This window comes from Curtobacterium sp. PhB190, assembly GCF_004365385.1.
In the GTDB taxonomy this organism is placed as follows: Bacteria; Actinomycetota; Actinomycetes; order Actinomycetales; family Microbacteriaceae; genus Curtobacterium.
Window position 1 is genome coordinate 423,700 of the sequence record NZ_SODN01000002.1, and the last position, 18,315, is coordinate 442,014.

Genomic DNA, 18,315 nt, shown 5'->3' on the forward strand with positions numbered 1-18,315 from the left:
GACGAGGGCGCGGTGGATAGGCTCGCGGACGTGACCGGCCAACCGCTGCAGCGCACCGACGGCTCACCCGTCCGCGCCCTCGTCGTCGACGACGAGCACGCCCTGGCCGACGCCGTCGCCCTCGCGTTCGAGGGGGACGGCTGGGCCGTGCGGGCGGTGCACCGAGGACGCGACGTCCTGTTCGCCGCGCGGGAGTTCCAACCCGACGTCATCGTCCTCGACGTGATGCTGCCGGACATCGACGGGTTCGAGGTGCTCGAGCGGCTCCGCGACTCCCGCGACGCCGTCCGTGTGCTCTTCCTCACCGCGCGCGACGCCCCCGAGGACCGGCTCGCCGGACTCACCGGCGGCGGGGACGACTACCTGACGAAGCCCTTCGGCATCGACGAGCTGCTCGTCCGGGCGCGGATCCTCGCACGGACCTCCGCTCGGGTCGCAGCGGTGGGCGGGAGCGCCGAGGTGGTGGTCGGTGACCTCCGCCTCGACGAGGACGCCCGCGCCGTCAGCCGTGCCGGCGAACCGATCGAGCTCACACCGACCGAGTACGAGCTGCTGCGGCACCTGGCGCGGAACGCCAACCGGGTGCTCTCGCGGGAACAGCTGCTCGCGGGCGTCTGGGGCATGGACTTCGGGTCGTCGTCGAACCTGGTCGACATGTACGTGTCGTACCTGCGGAAGAAGCTCGACGCCGGACGCGAGCCGATGCTGCAGACCGTGCGCGGGGCAGGGTACGTCTTGCGGCCGACGACGTGAGCCGATCGACGAAGGCGATCCGGGCCCGTCCGACCCGCGCCGGACGGGTGCCGTCGTTGCGGTGGCGGGTCGTGGCTGCCGTCGCGCTCCTGCTCGTCGCGACGAACGTCGTCGTCGGAGCGGTGACCGTCGTCGCGTTCCGGGGGTACCTGGTCGACCGCCTCGACGCGGAGCTGTCGACGGCGGCGAACCGGACCGTCGGTGGCCGGAACGGCGCGGACGCACCCACCGGCCCGCCGCCCGGGTCGTCGTCGGGATCGTCGTCGGACCGTCCGGATCCGGATAACGCCTTCATCGGGGCGCCGGGGCAGTCCGCCGGCACCGTCGTCGCGATCGTCCGCGACGGCACCGTGGTGCTCGGCGGGTACACCGACAGCGACGGCGACCAGCACGGGCTGTCGTCGGCGCAACGGCGGACGCTCACCGCGGTCGACAGCGGCGCCGACCCGGCGACGATCGACCTCGGCTCGCTCGGCACCTACCGGGTGCAGGCGGTCGGGGACGACGGCGACGAGTTCGTCACCGCACTCCCCCTCGGTGACCTGAACGCCGCCATCGCCCGCCTGTTGCTCGTCATCGGGATCGTCACGGTGCTGGGCCTCGTCGTCGCAGCGTGGGCCCTCGCGCTGCTCGTGCGGCGGTCCCTCCGACCGCTCGAACGCGTCGCCGCGGTCGCCTCCGGGGTGACCGACCTCGACCTCGAACGCGGCGACACCGACATCCCGGTGCGGGTCGCCGACGCCGACCTCGCCGCGAACCGCGAGGTCGGGCAGGTCGGTACCGCACTGAACCGGCTGCTCGGGCACGTCGCCCGAGCCCTGACGGTGCGCCGCGACGCCGAGGCCGGCATGCGGACCTTCGTCGCCGACGCCTCGCACGAGCTGCGGACGCCGATCGCGACCGTCCGGGCCTACGCCGAGCTGACCGCGCGCTCGTCGGACCTCGACGCGATCCACCGGAACGTCGACCGGATCGGCCGGGAGGCCGTGCGGATGGGCGACCTCGTCGAGGAACTCCTGCTGCTCGCGCGGCTCGACGCGACGGCCCTGGCGTCCGGGGTTCCGGTGTCCCCGCTCGCGCGCGAACCCGTCGACCTGACCTCGATCGTGGTCGAGGCGACGATGGACGCCCGGGCCACCGCGCCCGGGCACCGGTGGACCCTGCAGATCGTCGACGACCACCCGCTGACCGTGACGGGCGACGCGGAGCAGCTGCGCCGCGTCGTGACGAACCTGCTCGCGAACGCCCGGACGCACACCCCGGCCGGGACCGCGGTGGTGGTGTCGTTGCAGCGGATGGGGCCGTCCGGTGCTGGTGCGGCCGCTCGCCTCGTCGTGGCCAACGACGGGCCGCCGATCCCCTCGGAAGCCCTCCCGACCCTGTTCGACCGGTTCACCCGGGGTGAGGCCTCGCGGACCCGTGCGCAGGGACAGGGGACGAGCGGCCTCGGCCTGGCGATCGTGCAGGCCGTGGTGTCGGCGCACGGCGGGAGCGTGCGGGTGGCCTCCGGCCCCGGTCGGACGGCGTTCACGGTGGACCTGCCGGACGTGGTGCCTGTGCCCGCTTCGTGACGTCCGCCTCGCCCGCTTCGTGAGCAGAAATGGTCGAGTCCTCTGGCGCGACTCGACCATTGCTGCTCACCAAGGACGCCGACCCCGACGGCGACGCATACTGGTCGCATGACGAAGGAGTACGGCGAGCTGCCGGGCCGCCCGGACCCGTCGGAACTCGTGGTCGAAGTGCCCGCGTTCGAAGACGACCGTCCGCAGCCCGAACCTGCACCGCCGGCGGCCGCACCGGAGCTCGTCGCAGCGACCGAGTTCGCCCGGAGTTCCCACGCGCCGCCGACGATCCGCCGGACCCAGGTCCGCGCAGGGATGTGGATCGCGGGCGTGCCGATCGCGGTCCTCGCGGTCATCGCGGTCGTGCAGATCCTGCTGCAACCCTGACGGTACCCGCGTGCTCGTTGCTGGTCAGTCGTCACGGACGTCGACGTCTGATCCGCAGAACTCGCCGGGAAAGCGCGAGACCCGAGCGCCCAACCGTCCGGATGGGACCCGCGCCAGAGGATGGCACGCGCCCGGCGCAACCGTCCGCATCATCAGACGATCGTCCAACGTCCGGGCCGAACGCGTGCAACCCGGCACCCGGCGACGCAGGCTGGGTCCTGTCCGAGCTGGACGACCCACACGGGTCACCACCGCAGAGATGGGAACACGATCATGAACTCGTTCAAGCGCAAGTCCGTCAAGCTCCTCGCCGGCACCGCACTGGGTGGCGCCGTCATCGCCGGGGCGTTCGTCGCGGCACCGGCACAGGCCGCCGAGCCCGCACCGAGCACCTCGGCCTCCGTCGGCGGCAACGTCAACGTGAACCTCGACCCGGTCGCGATCGTCAACGCGATCAAGGACGCCGTGAACGACCAGAGCGACCGCGGCGGCGCCGTGCAGGCCGCGCTCGACGTCGGCTACTGGAACGCGGGCAACCCCGACCGCCTCACCGTCGCGGTGGTCAACAAGAACCAGGACATCATGGTGTCCGGCGACGTCGCGGACGCGCAGTCGATCGACATCAAGGGCGGCAACTACGTCATCTACTGGTTCAAGGGCCCCGGCTCGATCACGAACAACGGTGACGGTGGCTGGCTGAACTGGGGTGCGTTCGGCAACATCGAACGCATCGACAACGTCATCCACGTGAACGGCGGCTGATCCGCCCGCGCTGATCCGTCGGCGCCGCACCGACGCCCCCGGGGACCACGGTCTCAGGGGGCGTCGTCGTGGGTGGCGGGACGCTCGGCGGCGGGCTCGATCGCCGGGGGCCAGGTCCGTGCTGCACCGCGGACCTCGCGCCGTGCACGGATCCACCCCTTCACGAAGGCGACCGACACCAGCGCCGTCCGGTTCGGCGCCTTCCACGACTTCATCAGCCGTCCGAGGTGCCACGCGACGGCCTGGCGACTGTAGGCCGTCTCCTTCGCGATCTCGTCGTTGGAGAGCCCCTGCGCGGCGAGCGCGAGCATCTGTTCCTCGGTCTCGTCGAGGCCGGGCGCACGGGCGACGAGGTCGATCTCCCCGGTGGTGACCGCCGCCGCGGACTCGCCCGCCGATCGCCGTCGCTGCTCGGCCCAGGCCTCGGCCCAGCACGAGCCGAGTTCATGGGCGACGAGCGAGGCGCGGCTCATCGCGAGCATCGTCCGGCCGGCGTGGTCGAGCGTGACGGCGTGGTCGCGGGTGGCCGTGTGCATGACGAGGGCGAAGACCCGGATCGCCGGCAGGGCCCCGCGGAGCACGACCGACACGTCGACGCGGGGGTCCTCCGCGCTCGCGGCCGCCACCGCGCGCAGCTGGTCGAGGCACTCGCGGTCGACGGGTTCACCGCGCTCGACGGCACGCAGCGCGGCGGGGAGCACGAGCGGGACGATCTCGGCGTACCGGCGTCGCAGCCAGTCGTGGCCGTCCGGTCGGATGCCGTGCAGCGGAGGCGTGAGCAGGAGCTCCTCGAACTCCGGACACCGCTCGTCGAGCGCCAGGCCGAGCCGCTCCCCCGGGAGCAGCACCGCCGATCGGTGTGCGTCGTCGCGCTCGGTCGTCATCGTCCGTCGACCGTATCCGCGCGACACCTGTCGTGTTCGGCCGTGACGTGAACGGTCGCCGAACGCCGTTCTTACCGGGAGCACAGCGCACTGCCTCGGTCCGCATGTGCCCGCTGCCGAGCATGAGCGGCATGACGGAGACGAACCAGACCCTCGACATCGACATCGTCGTCCCCTGCTACAACGAGCAGGACACGCTCGCGGCCCACGTGCGACGCCTGCACACGTTCTGCCGGACGTCGTTGCACCACTCTTGGCGGATCACGATCGCGGACAACGCCTCGACCGACGACACCGCGCGGATTGCCGACGACCTGGCCGCCATGCTGCCCGGCGTGCACGCGGTCCACCTGCCCGAGAAGGGTCGTGGACGGGCGCTCAAGGCCGTGTGGGGTGCATCTCCGGCGACGGTGCTCGTGTACGTCGACGAGGACCTGTCGACGGATCTCGCGGCACTCGAGCCGCTCGTGGCGCCGCTGCTCTCCGGGCACTCCGACCTGGCGATCGGCACGCGGTTGGCGGACTCGTCGCGGGTGGTTCGGGGCAGCAAGCGCGAGTTCATCTCCCGCTCGTACAACCTGCTGCTCCGCACGACGATGGGGGTGTCGTTCTCGGACGCGCAGTGCGGGTTCAAGGCGGTCACGAAACGAGCGGCCGACCAGCTGCTGCCGCTGTGCGAGGACGACGCGTGGTTCTTCGACACCGAGATGCTCGTCCTCGCCGAGCACGCGGGACTGCGCATCCACGAGGTCCCGGTGGACTGGGTCGACGACGTGAACTCGTCCGTGCAGATCGCCTCGACGGCCACCGAGGACCTCAAGGGCATGTGGCGCGTCTCGCGGGGCATCGCCAGCGGGCGGGTACCGGTGGGTGCTGTGTACGAGACCATCGGCCGCCGTCCGTTCACGCCACCGCACGTCGGGTTCCTCGGGCAGGTGCTGCGCTTCGGCGCCATCGGGGTGCTGTCGACCGTCGCGTTCGCGGTGCTGTACGCGCTGTTCCGTCCGGCGATCGGGGCGCAGACCGCGGACTTCCTGGCCCTGCTGCTGACGGCGATCGGCAACACCGCGCTCAACCGGCGGTTCACGTTCGGTGTGCGGGGGCGTGCCGGAGCCGGGCGACATCACGTGCAGGGACTGGTGGTGTTCGGCATCGCGTGGGCGATCACCTCGGGGTCGCTGGTCGTGCTCCACAGCAGCGTGCCGGGAGCATCGCACGGTGCCGAGATCCTGGTGCTGACGGCCGCCAACCTGGTCGCGACCTGCGTTCGGTTCGTGCTGTTCAAGGCGTGGGTGTTCCGCAGCGGCCGCCGTCGCCCGGAGCTCATCCGCCCCGGCACGACCCCCGCCGCCGACGCCAGCACGGCGGTGACGGAGCCGATCACCGTCGACGAACGGACCGGCGAGCGCGCGGCCTGACACCGTGCGAGGCTGGCCACTCGGTGCGGGGTCGTTCGGCCCGCGCGGCCCGTCGCACCGTGCGGTGTGGCCCATCCCGTGCGAGGTTGCACGCTCTGTGCAGCGCAACAACAGCGCACCGAGCGGGCAACCTCGCACCAGCCGAACAGGCGCGCACGGTGCGCCGCACCGCGCGGTGTTGCGTGGGCGGTATACCGCGCCGTAGCATCGCCGTACCGCACCACAATCCCACAGGGCCCGACTGCCAACACCGGTCTGCCCGCGGCAAGCGCTCCATCGATGCAGCCTGGCCGTCCGCTGCCGGCAACGCCCCACTGGACCCGCACACGTGAACCCCACATCTTTCGGTCTCTACGACCCTGCCCGCGAATCGAGCGACTGCGGCGTCGGTTTCATCACCCGACTCGACGGCACGCCCCACCACGACGTCATCCGCAAGGGTGACGAAGCGCTCTGCGCCATCCCCCACCGCGGCGGCAAGTCCGCCGAGGGTGTCGGTGACGGCGCCGGTGTGAGCATCGACCTGTCGGTGGAGTTCTTCAGCGCCATCACCGGCCAGGAGCTCCGCGCCGGTCACTTCGGTGTCGCGAACTGCTTCGTGCCGAGCGGCGCAGGTGCGGCGGCGGACGCCGAGCGCGCCCGTGCGCGGCAGACCGTCACGGACGCCATCGAGCAGCAGGGCTTCGAGCTGCTCGTCGTCCGCGACGTCCCGGTGGACCACTCCGTCGCCCGGCCCGAGGCCGAGCAGTACCAGCTGCCGATCGTGCAGTGGGTCTTCCGCGCGCCCGAGCAGTGGGACCGCACCGAGGTCGACGCGGCGGCGAACCGCGCCCTGCTCGCGATCGAGTCGGTGTCCTACGGCGAGGCCGCCGAGCAGCGCGCCGAGCACGCGGCCCTGTACCCGCTGTCGCTCAGCGCCCGGACCCAGATCCTGAAGGGCCGCCTGAACTCGGGTGAGGTCATCGGGTACTTCACGGACCTGCGTGACCCGCGGCACTCGGTGCGGACGCTGTACTTCCACACCCGGTTCTCGACGAACACCGAGCCGCACCCGACGATGGCGCAGCCGTTCCGGCTGATGGCGCACAACGGCGAGCTGAACACCGACCGGAAGAACCGGCTGTCGGACGAGGCGCTGGCGCGTGCCCGCACCCGCAGCATCGTCCGCCCGCCCGGGCAGTCGGACTCGAGCCGCCTCGACCAGACGCTGCAGAGCCGCGTGTTCGACGACGGACTCGAGATCGTCGAGGCCGTGGTCTCGCTCATGCCGCCGGCGTGGGAGAACGACCGCACGCTGACCGCCGACGTGCGGGACATGCTCGAGTACTTCTCGCTGTACGAGGAGAAGAACGACGGCCCCGCCGCCGTGATCTTCAGCGACGGCGACGTGGTCGGCGCGCGCCTGGACCGCCTGGGGCTGCGTCCGCTGCGCACCGTCGAGACGACCGAGTACCTGATGGTGTCGTCCGAGGCCGGTCAGGTCACGTTCGACGCCGACGAGGTCGTGCACCGCGGCCGCATCGAGGCCGGCGGCATGCTCGTCGTCGACCACCGCACCGGCACCCGGATGCGCACGGACGAGGTGCTGCGCATGCTCGCGGCCCGCCGCGACTACGGCACGCTGCTCGACGCTGCGCGTGTGAACCTCGACGACCTGCCCGCTCCGGACTACGAGCGCACGACGACCACCCTGGGCTACGAGGGCGACCTGTCGCTCGCCGGCCGGTACGTGGCGTACTCGCTGAACCAGGAGAGCTTCCGGTTCATGCTCGACCCGATGCTGCAGAACGGCTCGGAGCGGATCTCGGCGATGGGCTACGGCAACGCCATCAACGCCCTGAGCGACACCGAGGGCGGCATGGCGAAGTACTTCTCGCAGCGCTTCGCCCAGGTGACGAACCCGCCGCTCGACTCGATCCGTGAAGCCGACGGCATGAGCATGCGCGTGGCGCTCGGCGCGAAGCCGGACGGCACGGGTTCGACGAGCCGACAGCTCGTCGTGCAGTCGCCGATCCTCGGCCACCTGGACATGGTGCGCCTGCGCGACCAGGACATCGTGCCGCTCGAGCGCTTCGACATGCTCTACGTGCCGGTGCTCGGCGACGAGCAGGCGAACGCCGACGCCGTGCGCGACGCCGTGGACGCCCTGTGCGACGCCGTGGAGCAGTTCGCGGGGACGTCCGGCGGCATCGCCGTGCTCACCGACCGCGAGGTCTCGTCGGCCCGTGCGCCCCTGCCCGTGATCCTGGCCGTGGCCGCCGTGAACCAGCGGCTCATCGAGACCGGGCTGCGCCTACGGGTGTCCGTCGTCGCCGAGAGCGGTCAGCTGCCATCGTCACACCACGTGGCGACGGCCCTCGGCTTCGGCGCCTCGGCTGTGTACAGCTTGAGCGCGCGCCTGCGTGCCGAGGAGAAGTACCCCGCCGCGCCGGCACCCGCCGGTGAGCTCACCGCGACGGACCTCGCGCTGAAGCAGTTCCGCAAGGCCGCCGAGAAGGCGCTGGCGAAGACCATGGGCCGCGTCGGTCTGTGCACCGCCGAGAGCTACATCGGTGGCGCGTTCTTCGAGCCGAACTACCTGGACACCGGCGACGACGTCCTGGCGCGGGTGTTCCCGCACATGCAGGCTCCCGTGGGCGGCGTCGGCTTCGCCCGCATCGCCCAGGCGGCGACGGACTGGCACGAGCGTGCCCGCTCGGTCGCGGCCGAGGGCCAGGTCCCCCTGCTCGGCCTCTTCAAGGAGCGCTCGGACGGTGCCGGCCACTCGTTCGGCGTCGCGAGCGTCCGCGGGTTCGGCGGCATGACCGAGGAGCGTCCGGCCTTCGAGCGCTCCGGCGACTCGGACGCACTGCGCCTGCTGACGCTCGGCCAGCTCGACGACTCCTTCGGCATCACCGACGCGGCGTACCGCAACACCGGCTACGACCGCCTCAGTGACACCGAGATCGACCAGCACCGGATCACGCCGGGCTACGTCACGTTCCTGCAGACCACGCACGACGAGCGGTCGCGCCGTCCCGCTGCGCTCCGCGACGTGCTCGCGCTGCCCGCGGACGTCACCGGCATCGACACGGCCGAGGACTTCGCCCGCGAGCTGGGTCGGTCCTCGACGACCGGCAACGCCAGCGTCACCGTGCGCGGGCTGTCCGGCTCGCGTCCGGCGGACGACCAGGACCTGCCGGGAGGCACGGAGCGGTTCCGCCTCGCCCTCGCGTCCACGGGGACCACGGGTGCACTGCGCCACCAGGCCCTGGCAGACGGCCTCGCGCTGCTCTACCCGGGCCAGGTCGACGTCGACGCCGTCGACGCCACCCAGGTGACGCTCCGCGCCACCGGCGCGGCCGTCGGGCTGCTCGCCCTGCTCGAGAGCGCGCCCGACAGCGTCGAGCTCGACGAGGTCCAGCCGGCGCACGAGATCACCCGGACCCTGGCGTCCGGCGCGATGAGCCACGGCGCCCTCGTCGCCACCGCGCACGAGGCGGTGGCGCACGGCACGAACATGGTCGGCGGCATGTCGAACAGCGGTGAGGGCGGCGAGCACCACTCCCGCTACGGCACCATCCGCGGCTCGCGGATCAAGCAGTTCGCCTCGGGTCGCTTCGGCATCTGGGCGGGCTACCTCGCCGACCCCATGCTCGAGGAACTCGAGATCAAGATCGGTCAGGGCGCGAAGCCCGGCGAGGGCGGTCAGCTGCCCGCGCCGAAGGTCACGGTGGACATCGCCGCGGCCCGTGGTGGCACCCCCGGCGTCGAGCTCATCTCGCCGCCGCCGCACCACGACACGTACTCGATCGAGGACCTGGCGCAGCTCATCCACGACTGCAAGGCCGCCCGTGTCCGGGTGATCGTGAAGCTCGTGTCCTCCGAGGGCATCGGCACCATCGCGGTCGGCGTCGCCAAGGCCGGTGCGGACGTCATCAACGTCGCGGGCAACACCGGTGGCACCGGTGCCGCGGCCGTCACGAGCCTGAAGTACGCGGGACGTTCGGCGGAGATCGGCGTCGCCGAGGTCCACCAGGCCCTCGTCGCGAACGGCCTGCGCTCCAAGGTCACGCTCCGGTGCTCGGGTGCGCACCAGACCGGGTCCGACGTCGTGACGAGCGCCCTGCTCGGCGGCGACAGCTTCGAGTTCGGCACGACCGCGCTCATGATGCTCGGCTGCGTCATGGCGAAGAACTGCAACGTGAAGTGCCCGGCCGGCCTCACCACGAACGCCGAGGCGTTCGAGGGCGACCCGCGTGCCCTCGCGCAGTACCTGCTCAACATCGCCCACGACGTCCGGCAGATCCTCGCTCGCCTCGGTCTGCGCTCGCTGCGCGAGGCACGGGGTCGCACCGACCTGCTGCAGCTCCTCGACCACCCTGCGAGCGTCGGGCGTCTGGACGCCCGCGCCCTGCTCGCGCAGGTGCCGGAGAAGGTCGTGACGGACCCGGAGTACCTGGAGAAGGACTTCCACACCGACGACGCGCTGCTCGAGCGCATCCGCACTGCTCTGGTCGACCACGCCCAGGAGCACGTGCTCGTGCACGGGGTCCTGCTCGGCAACAGCGACAAGTCCGTCGGCGGCCAGCTCGGCATCGACGTCGAGCGCCTGCTCAACCACGAGCTCCGCGCCGAGGACGTCCAGGGGCTGCCCGCCGTGGCGACCGACGACCGCGGGCGCCGCCGGCTGGTCGACGGTGCGGTCACGATCCGTACCCAGGGCTCGGCCGGTCAGTCGTACGGCGTGTTCAACAACGACGGCATCGTGCTCGAGCACACCGGCACCGCGAACGACGGCGTCGGCAAGAGCCAGAGCGGCGGTCGGATCATCGTCCGCGCTCCGGGCGGCGGCAGTGCCGACCAGGGCGGGAACGTCCTGATCGGCAACTTCGCGCTCTTCGGGGCCACCGGCGGCCGCACGTTCGTCGAGGGCGAGGCCGGAGACCGCTTCGCCGTGCGCAACTCCGGCGCCACGGCCGTGGTCGAGGGCGTCGGCGACTTCGGGTGCGAGTACATGACGGGCGGCGCCGTGTTCAACCTCGGCGCGTTCGGCAAGGGGCTCGGCAACGGCATGTCCGGCGGGTTCCTGTACCAGTACGACCCGTCCGGTCAGGTCGCCCAGCGCGCCAGCACCGACTCGCTCCTCGTGTTCCCCGTCACCGACACCGAGCGCGGCGCGTTCCACGAGGCCGGCGCGCGCCTGCTGCTCGAGTGGCATCTCGAGGCGACCGGGTCGGCGCTGGCCGAGCGGCTGCTCGCCGACTGGGAGACCACCCGGCAGCACGTCTTCGTCGGCATGCCGCGCGCCCTGCTGCTCTCGCAGGACGCCGGCGAGATCCTCGCGGCGGCCACGCGCCCCGAGCTGCTCGACGAGCTCGCGTCCTCGATCGCCACGGACAAGCTCCGTGCGTTCAAGGTCGACTACCGCGACCAGCGCACCGTCCTCGACGGCCGGGCCCCGGCCCTCGGCGACCAGGGCGACGACATGTTCTCGCTGCTGTCGTCGTACACGGTGCTCGGTGTCGCCCAGGACGTCGCCCTCGAGCGCGTCCCCGGTGCGGGTCCGAACGACCCCCGCGTCACCGAAGCGGTGAAGAACCTCGTCCTGACCGAGGACTTCTCGGTGAAGCAGCGCGTCGTGAAGTACCTGCGCGGCACGCTCGACCGGTTCGCGGACGACCAGCTCGCGACGCTCATCGCGATCAAGCGGCTCGACGACTACAAGCGTGCGCTCACGCAGCGGAACAACCGCAGCATGGACGCACCGGGCACCACGGGGTGGATCATGCACCAGAACGCCAAGAACGACGGCCGCGTCCGCGAGGCCCGCTTCGACGAGCTGCTCGCCACCGCGGCGCTCGAGGACATCGCCCGCCGTGCACCCCAGGCGCCGACCGAGGCGGTGTCCGCGTGAGCCTGCTCCCCCCGACCGGATCGCTGATCCCCGTCGGCGCACCGTTCTCGGCTGCCCAGGAGTCCTGGCTGGCCGGGTTCATCGCGGGCATCGCCGCCGCCGGCAAGAAGGCGTCCGGCGCCGCCCCCACGACGACGATCGACGTGCTGTTCGGCACGCAGACCGGCAACGCGGAGTTCCTGGCCGACGAGCTCGTCGCCGGGGCGAAGGCCCGCGGGCTCGGTGGCCGTGCCGCTGCACTCGACGCCGTCACCCCGGAGCAGCTCGCCGGGATGACCCACGTGCTCGTCGTCACCTCGACGTACGGCGAGGGCGAGATGCCCGACAACGCCGGTCTGTTCTGGGAGGCGGTCCAGGCGTCCACCGTGCCGCGGCTCGAGGGGCTGCAGTACGCCGTCCTCGGCCTCGGGGACACCAGCTACGACGAGTTCTGCCAGGCCGGCAAGCTCCTCGACACCCGCTTCGAGCAGCTCGGCGCGACCCGGGTGCACGACCGCGTGGACTGCGACGTCGACTTCGAGGACGCCGCCGCACTCTGGAGCGCCGCCGTGCTCGACCGGCTCGCTGCTGAGGCCGGCGCGACGGGCGCACCCGGCGCGACCACGGGCAGTGGTGCCGACGGCGGTGCCACCGCGACCGGCGGGGCGGGCGCGGGTCGTGCCTCCCGGCCGGGGTCGCAGTGGAACAAGCGCAACCCCTACCCGTCGCGGCTGGCCGAGAACCGGCTGCTCTCCTCGCCGCGCAGCGCGAAGGAGATCCGGCACTACGAGTTCGACCTCGGCGACTCCGGCATCGAGTACGCCGCCGGCGACGCCCTGGCGGTCGTGCCGGTCAACGACGAGGTCTTCGTCGCGGAGCTGCTCGAGCAGGTCGGCGCGAACGGCGGCGAGTCGTTCGACGGCCGACCGATCACCGAGGTCCTGCGGAGCGACCGCGAGGTCCGCACGCCGTCGAAGGACCTCATCGCGGACCTCGTGCAGCGCGCCCCGGCGAGCGAACTCGCCGCGGTCGTCTCGCACGGCGACAAGCACGAACTGGACCGCTGGCTGTGGGGCCGTGACGTCCTCGACCTGCTGCGTGACGCCGGACCGGCCGCTCCCGGACTCGACGAGCTGCTGCCGAACCTGCGCCCGCTGCAGGCACGCCAGTACTCGATCTCGTCGAGCCCGCTGGCGCACCCGGACCGCATCCACCTGACCATCGCGTCCGTCCGGTACGGCGACCCGCACCGGATGTACGCCGGTGTCGCGTCGACGTTCCTGGCGGACCGGGTCGACCCCGACGGTACGGTCGACGTCTACCTGCAGCCGAACGCGTCGTTCGGCGTGCCGGCCGACGCGTCCGCACCGATGATCATGATCGGTCCGGGCACCGGCATCGCCCCGTTCCGCGGGTTCCTGCACGAGCGGGCCGCGGCCGGAGCGACGGGGCGCAACTGGCTGTTCTTCGGCGACCAGCACCGCGACACCGACTTCGTCTACCAGGACGAGCTCACCGAGCTGCAGGAGCAGGGCGTGCTGAACCGCCTCGACCTGGCGTTCTCACGCGACCAGGCCGAGAAGGTCTACGTGCAGACGCGGATGCGCGAGCAGTCCGCCGAGCTGTTCGCCTGGCTCGAGGACGGCGGCCACGTGTACGTGTGCGGCGACGCCTCGCGGATGGCGAAGGACGTCGAGGCCGCGCTGCTCGACGTCATCCGCACCGGCCGCGGGCGGGACGAGGACGACGCGCTGTCGTACCTGGCCGACCTGCGCCGCACGAAGCGGTACGTCCGCGACGTCTACTGAGCCAGCAGCCCCCGCCCGATGCGAGCAGCAGAACGCCCGGGCAGCAGAACGCCCCGGCAGCGGAACCCGAATCCGACAGCCGGGGCGTCCTGTGGAAGGGTGCCGGTCAGTGAGACCTGACCGACGAGCCCAGTGGCGTGACGCAAGGACCCGGGTGCGATGACCCGGCTTCCTGGACGACGAGTCTCCTGATCCGGGACTCCCGTCGTGCTCGCCACTCGATCGCCGATGGTTGGTCGGCGCCGGGCGCGCACTGCGTCACGGTCATTCGGGTCCCCCTCCTGCCGCGGTTCGTTGCCGTCACCGGCTCCCTGGATGCCGGCCCGAAGGGACGACTCTGATCCGCGGTACAGAAACGCTACGACGATCGGCGGATCTTCGGAACCCGTTGACGGGAATCACTCAGCCGTGCTACCGCTCGGTGTCCCCGAAGCGTCGTCGGCGTCCCCCGGTGCGACCGCTCGCGACCACGCCGAGTCGGCCGCCGTGCTCGTGTCCGGCGGCTCCGGCGTCAGGACGAGCCCCGACCCGGACGTGGCTGAGGCGTAGAGGTCCTCGAGCCAACTGCGGTTGATCGACGGCACCCGGCTGCCGGAGAACTTGAAGTGCAGGCCGACGTTGGGGTTCAACCAGATCGTGCTGCGGCCGTTGCCGTGGACGACGTCGTCCTTCCACGAGAACGCGAACCGGTGATCACGCCGGAGCATGTTCACGATCACGATCTGCAGGTGTGTCATGGCACGGTCGTCGATGCGGAGGTCGAGCGGCTGGCCGTCGTAGATGAGCTGACCCATGGCCCCTTCTACTCCATGGTGCCGGTGTGGTCGAGCGATCTCGCCCAGGTCGTGATCGTGGTGTCGAACCAGACGGCGTCGACGTTCCGCTCCCAGGCGTGCTCGGCGGGCTCGCTGACCGCCAACGTCACGGAGTCGGGGTGTGCGTCGGCGAACTCCCGACTGACGGCGAACGGCACGGTGGTGTCCCCCGACGAGTGGATGAGCAGGGTCGGCGGCAGGCTCCGCGGCGCGTGCAACCAGGAGAGCGCGCGGACGTCCACGGGCGAGCGGAGCCCGACGAGGCGGCACACGAGCGGCAGCGCCATCGCCCGGAGCGCGGCACCGACGACGAACCCGGGGAGCCCGGCACGACCGGCCTGGGAGCGCACCGTGGTCGCCCAGTCGAGCGCCGGCGAGACGAGGACCAGTCCGACGAACCGGTCGCGGTGCGCCGACCGCGCCAGCAGTTCGTGGGTGATCGTCGCGCCCATCGACCACCCCACGATGACGAGCCGTTCGGCCCCGTTCGCGACGGCGTGGTCGAGTGCGGCCTCGACGTCGGGCCACTCCCGGGCGCCGAGGTGCGAGGCACGGCCCTGCCAGGGCGCTTCGCCGTCGCCGCGGAACGACGGGACGATCGAGGTCCAGCCGGCCTCGAGCGCCGCCGGCACGGTCCGGAGCGCCGTCACGCGGGTGGTGCGGATGCCGTGCACGTGGACGGCCCAGGTGGCGGCGGGCGCGGCCTCGGGGCCGCCGGGCCGGATGACCCAGGCCGGCGCGGGTCCCACGGGCGTCGCCAGGTCGACCTCCGCCCAGTCGACGTCCATCGCGGCGGGGTCCGGGTGCACGTGCCCGCTCCACCGCACCCGTGTCGACACGTCGCCCGTCGTCCGGACCACCGCACGCCGCACGGTGCCGGCGGCCTCGTCGACGTCGAGCACCGGTCCGACCGTGGTGTGCCCGGTACCGTCGTGCCACAGGCCGTACTCCCCCGGGCGCACGGTGTCGTCGGTGATCGGGAGCCGGATCGAGTCGTCGGTCGTCTCGAGCACCGGGGTCCAGCGGTCGCCGCCGGGCAGCACGATCTTGCCGACGACCTTCCGCACCACGAGCAGGAACGCCGCCGCCAGCACGACGAGCACGCCGAGCACCCACCAGACGATCGTCATCGCATCAGCCTCCGAGACTGCGGGTCAGGGTCAGTTCCGCCGAGCGCACCTGGGCGAGTTCGGCGTCGTCGAGGGTACGGCCCTGCACCTCGGCGTCGCGGATCGCGATGACGAGGTCGTAGGTCCGTGCCTGCACGTCGCCGTCCCGTTCGACGGCGCGCAGTTCGTGGCGCCGGGCGATGCGGCGGAGCCGTCGGTGGTGCCGACGGCACGTCACGTCCCGCCACCACCGGCGGAACGTCAGGGACGCCATTGCGACGACGATGAGGACGATGCCCAGGTAGAACGGTGGGTCGAAGCCCAGACGGAGTCCGTCGCGCAGCGGAGCGGGGAACCACCCGAAGTGGTCGGCGGTGAGGGAGAGGAGCTCGTCGATGCTCGCGATGACCACGAGCGACAGGCCCACCCGGAAGACCACGAGCGCGACCGGGTTGCGCAGCACGCCGTACCGGAGCGTCGCGGCGGCGATCACGCCGACACCGACCATGTAGACCGACCCGTAGAGCCACATCGCCGGCTGGTGGATCTCCCGCACGATGAAGTGGAAGTCGGTGCCGCCCCGGTCGCGCACGGCGAAGAACGGGACGGCGAAGGCCACGACCACCACGAGGAGCGCGCGCGGGCTCGCCAACCCCGGCCGTTTCGGCAGGTCGGACGTGCTCGCCCGGAGCATCAGCCAGAAGGCCGCCGTGGCACACACGTTCTGCACCAGGTTGATGAGGTTCGTGCCCCCGAGGGCACCGTCGAGCACGGTCTGCGGTACGACGCTGCCGAGTGTCAGCAGCCCGAGCGCACCGACGCCGGTCGCGCCCCAGGCGGCGCGGCCACGTGGGTTCCGCAACACGTAGGGCGTGCGGGCGAGGAAGATCAGCGCCGCGCACCAGAAGGCGGCGGCGTGCAGGACGGCCATCAGCCGTAGGCCCGCTCGTCCGCGCTCGCGCTGCCGGCGAGCAGCACGGTCGCCAGCTCGTACGCGAACCGCTCGGCGAAGTGCTCGTCGTCGTCCGAGATGCTCACCAGTCCGGTGTCGCCGTCGAGGGCGCGGCGGCACACGTGCCCGCCCGAGGCGAACTCGGCGATCGAGGTGGTGGTCGGGGCTCCGGCGTCGCCGTGCACGAGGTGTCCGAGCTCGTGCAGGACGCAGTGCATCCGGTACAGCTCGGGGGCGCCGGCCGGCACCAGGACGAGGTTCTCGTGCTCGAACTGCGACACCAGCGCGGTGAGCGGCCCCCAGCTCGGACCGTCGACGTCGACCACGCGGGTCGGCTTGCCGACGAACCGACCGACCCCGGCGACCACGTCCGGGAGCCTCGGCGACGGAGGAAGGGTCGCGACGAGGGCACTGACGGTGTCCGACGCGCTCGAGCCCACTGGCATCGCCCCTTTCGATCTCCGCGGACAGACTACCTGCACGTCCCCCTTGCGCACGAGGGTGGACAGTCGTAACGTACAACCAAATGGTTGTACGAATTGCACTGTCCGACGCCGAGGTCGACCGGGTGTTCCACGCACTCGCCGACGCGACCCGTCGTGACATCGTCCGACGCACGCTCGTCGGGTCCTCGTCCGTCAGTGACCTCGCGGACGCGTACTCGATGTCGTTCGCCGCCGTCCAGAAGCACGTCGCCGTCCTCGAAGGAGCCGGACTCGTGAGCAAGGAAGCACGCGGCCGCACCCGCATCGTGCGCGCCGAACCGGGGCAGCTCGCCCGGGTCCGCGACCTGCTCGACGCCTACGGCGACCTCTGGCGGGGCCGGCTCGACCGCCTCGACACCCTGCTCGACACCGACAAGGAGCAATGATGCCCACCACGTCCGTCCACACCGATCCCGAGGCCCTCGCGCTGACGCTCGTCGCCGAGTTCCCCGTCCCGGTCGAGCGCCTCTGGGGCGCCTTCGCCGATCCCCGTCAGCTCGAACGCTTCTGGGGCCCACCCGGCTTCCCCGCCACCTTCACCTCGTTCGACCTGCGGCCCGGCGGCCGCGCCGACTACCGGATGACGTCACCACAGGGCGAGCGGTTCCACGCGGTCTGGCAGGTCACCGCGGTCGACGAGCCACACCGCATCGTGTTCCGCGACCTCTTCACCGACGCCGACGGCGAGGTCGACGACGGGTTGCCGGCCAGCGAGACCGTCTTGTCGTTCGAGACCGTCGGAACCGGGTCGCGGGTGACCGTCCGGTCGTCGTTCGGGTCCACCGCCGACCTCGAGACCATGGTGGACATGGGCATGGTCGAGGGCTACGAGCAGGCCTTCGGACAGCTCGACGCCGTCCTCGCCGACCTGCGCGAGTACGCCCTGGGCAACGGCACCGTCACCGAGCTCGTCGACGACACCCACGTCCGCATCACGCGGGCCTTCGCGGCACCACGCCACCTGCTGTGGCGGGCGCACACCGAGCCCGAACTCGTCCGGCAGTGGTTGCTCGGACCGGACGGGTGGGAGATGACGGTGTACGAGAACGACCTGACGCCGGGTGGCACGTTCCGGCAGGCGTGGGCGCCGACGGGTGACACCGAGGGCGAGCCGTTCGGGTTCGAGGGCGAGAACCTCGTCGTGGAACCGGAGCGGCGGATGGTGTCCACCGAGCGGATGACCGGTGCGCCGTTCCCGCCGAACACGAACGACCTGCAGTTCGACGAGGCCGACGGCGTCACCCTGCTGACGCTGCGCATCACCTACCCCGACCGGACGCAGCGGGACATGATCCTGGCCACCGGCATGACCGACGGCATGGAGACCAGCTACCAGCGTCTGGAACGCGAGGTCCTGTCCGCCACGTGACCAGCGGACGGACGGGAGGCCCGTGGCGGCCCCGCCACGGGCCTCCCGTCCGTCACGCGGAAGCGACAGATCCCTGCGAACGTTCCGCACAGATCTGTCGCTTTCGCGGAGGGGTGAAGCCTGCGCGGAGGGGTCA

General features: G+C 71.7%; 14 protein-coding genes. 9 read left to right on the forward strand and 5 right to left on the reverse strand.

Annotated elements, in window-relative coordinates:
- The first annotated feature begins 30 nt into the window (after positions 1-30).
- The 4 genes from EDF47_RS04780 to EDF47_RS04795 all read left to right on the forward strand — a co-directional run bounded on the left by EDF47_RS04780 (position 31) and on the right by EDF47_RS04795 (position 3,464).
- The gene (locus tag EDF47_RS04780; protein ID WP_131880413.1) at positions 31-753 is read left to right on the forward strand and encodes a response regulator transcription factor; all 723 of its coding nucleotides are present in this window, start codon (positions 31-33) and stop codon (positions 751-753) included.
- Entirely contained in the window at positions 750-2,324 is a 1,575-nt protein-coding gene (locus tag EDF47_RS04785; RefSeq protein WP_133937685.1) for a HAMP domain-containing sensor histidine kinase, read from the forward strand. The genes EDF47_RS04780 and EDF47_RS04785 overlap by 4 nt, the downstream gene beginning before the upstream one ends.
- 108 nt (positions 2,325-2,432) lie before the next feature.
- Positions 2,433-2,702 carry a hypothetical protein gene (locus EDF47_RS04790; protein ID WP_133937687.1) on the forward strand — a complete coding sequence of 90 codons (270 nt, stop codon included), beginning with the start codon at positions 2,433-2,435 and terminating at the stop codon, positions 2,700-2,702.
- A gap of 273 nt (positions 2,703-2,975) precedes the next feature.
- On the forward strand, positions 2,976-3,464 hold the full coding sequence (locus EDF47_RS04795; RefSeq protein ID WP_133937689.1) for a hypothetical protein: 489 nt from the start codon (positions 2,976-2,978) through the stop codon (positions 3,462-3,464).
- A 53-nt stretch (positions 3,465-3,517) separates the two neighbouring features.
- Here EDF47_RS04795 and EDF47_RS04800 read toward each other — a convergent pair whose 3' ends face one another.
- Positions 3,518-4,348 carry a helix-turn-helix transcriptional regulator gene (locus EDF47_RS04800; RefSeq protein ID WP_133937691.1) on the reverse strand — a complete coding sequence of 277 codons (831 nt, stop codon included), beginning with the start codon at positions 4,346-4,348 and terminating at the stop codon, positions 3,518-3,520.
- A 131-nt stretch (positions 4,349-4,479) separates the two neighbouring features.
- Between EDF47_RS04800 and EDF47_RS04805 the strand changes: the two genes are divergently transcribed.
- The 3 genes from EDF47_RS04805 to EDF47_RS04815 all read left to right on the forward strand — a co-directional run bounded on the left by EDF47_RS04805 (position 4,480) and on the right by EDF47_RS04815 (position 13,449).
- Positions 4,480-5,766, forward strand: coding sequence for a bifunctional glycosyltransferase family 2/GtrA family protein (locus tag EDF47_RS04805; protein WP_228505851.1), 1,287 nt, complete (start codon positions 4,480-4,482; stop codon positions 5,764-5,766).
- A gap of 328 nt (positions 5,767-6,094) precedes the next feature.
- Positions 6,095-11,662 carry a glutamate synthase-related protein gene (locus tag EDF47_RS04810; RefSeq protein ID WP_133937695.1) on the forward strand — a complete coding sequence of 1,856 codons (5,568 nt, stop codon included), beginning with the start codon at positions 6,095-6,097 and terminating at the stop codon, positions 11,660-11,662.
- Positions 11,659-13,449: a sulfite reductase subunit alpha gene (locus EDF47_RS04815; RefSeq protein ID WP_133937697.1), complete on the forward strand. Its 1,791-nt coding sequence runs from the start codon at positions 11,659-11,661 to the stop codon at positions 13,447-13,449. The genes EDF47_RS04810 and EDF47_RS04815 overlap by 4 nt, the downstream gene beginning before the upstream one ends.
- A 398-nt stretch (positions 13,450-13,847) precedes the next feature.
- Here the strand turns inward: EDF47_RS04815 and EDF47_RS04820 are convergent, their stop codons facing one another.
- From EDF47_RS04820 to EDF47_RS04835, 4 genes are read right to left on the reverse strand one after another with little or no spacing between them, the layout of a single operon-like run.
- Positions 13,848-14,243, reverse strand: coding sequence for an ATP-dependent DNA ligase (locus tag EDF47_RS04820; RefSeq protein ID WP_123291787.1), 396 nt, complete (start codon positions 14,241-14,243; stop codon positions 13,848-13,850).
- Between the two features lie 8 nt (positions 14,244-14,251).
- Positions 14,252-15,394 (reverse strand): alpha/beta fold hydrolase, encoded by a 1,143-nt coding sequence (locus EDF47_RS04825; RefSeq protein ID WP_133937699.1) that lies wholly within the window; start codon positions 15,392-15,394, stop codon positions 14,252-14,254.
- Positions 15,395-15,398: 4 nt separating this feature from the next.
- Positions 15,399-16,304, reverse strand: coding sequence for a hypothetical protein (locus EDF47_RS04830; RefSeq protein WP_133937701.1), 906 nt, complete (start codon positions 16,302-16,304; stop codon positions 15,399-15,401).
- Positions 16,304-16,693, reverse strand: a complete 390-nt coding sequence (locus EDF47_RS04835; protein WP_123938427.1) for a hypothetical protein — start codon at positions 16,691-16,693, stop codon at positions 16,304-16,306. Before EDF47_RS04835 ends, EDF47_RS04830 begins: the two co-directional genes overlap by 1 nt.
- Before the next feature lie 158 nt (positions 16,694-16,851).
- On the opposite strand from EDF47_RS04835, the gene EDF47_RS04840 reads away from it, so the two are divergent.
- Both EDF47_RS04840 and EDF47_RS04845 read left to right on the forward strand, forming a co-directional pair.
- Positions 16,852-17,196 (forward strand): metalloregulator ArsR/SmtB family transcription factor, encoded by a 345-nt coding sequence (locus EDF47_RS04840; RefSeq protein WP_123291783.1) that lies wholly within the window; start codon positions 16,852-16,854, stop codon positions 17,194-17,196.
- Positions 17,196-18,179: an SRPBCC family protein gene (locus EDF47_RS04845; RefSeq protein WP_123938428.1), complete on the forward strand. Its 984-nt coding sequence runs from the start codon at positions 17,196-17,198 to the stop codon at positions 18,177-18,179. Before EDF47_RS04840 ends, EDF47_RS04845 begins: the two co-directional genes overlap by 1 nt.
- Positions 18,180-18,315 lie beyond the last annotated feature (136 nt).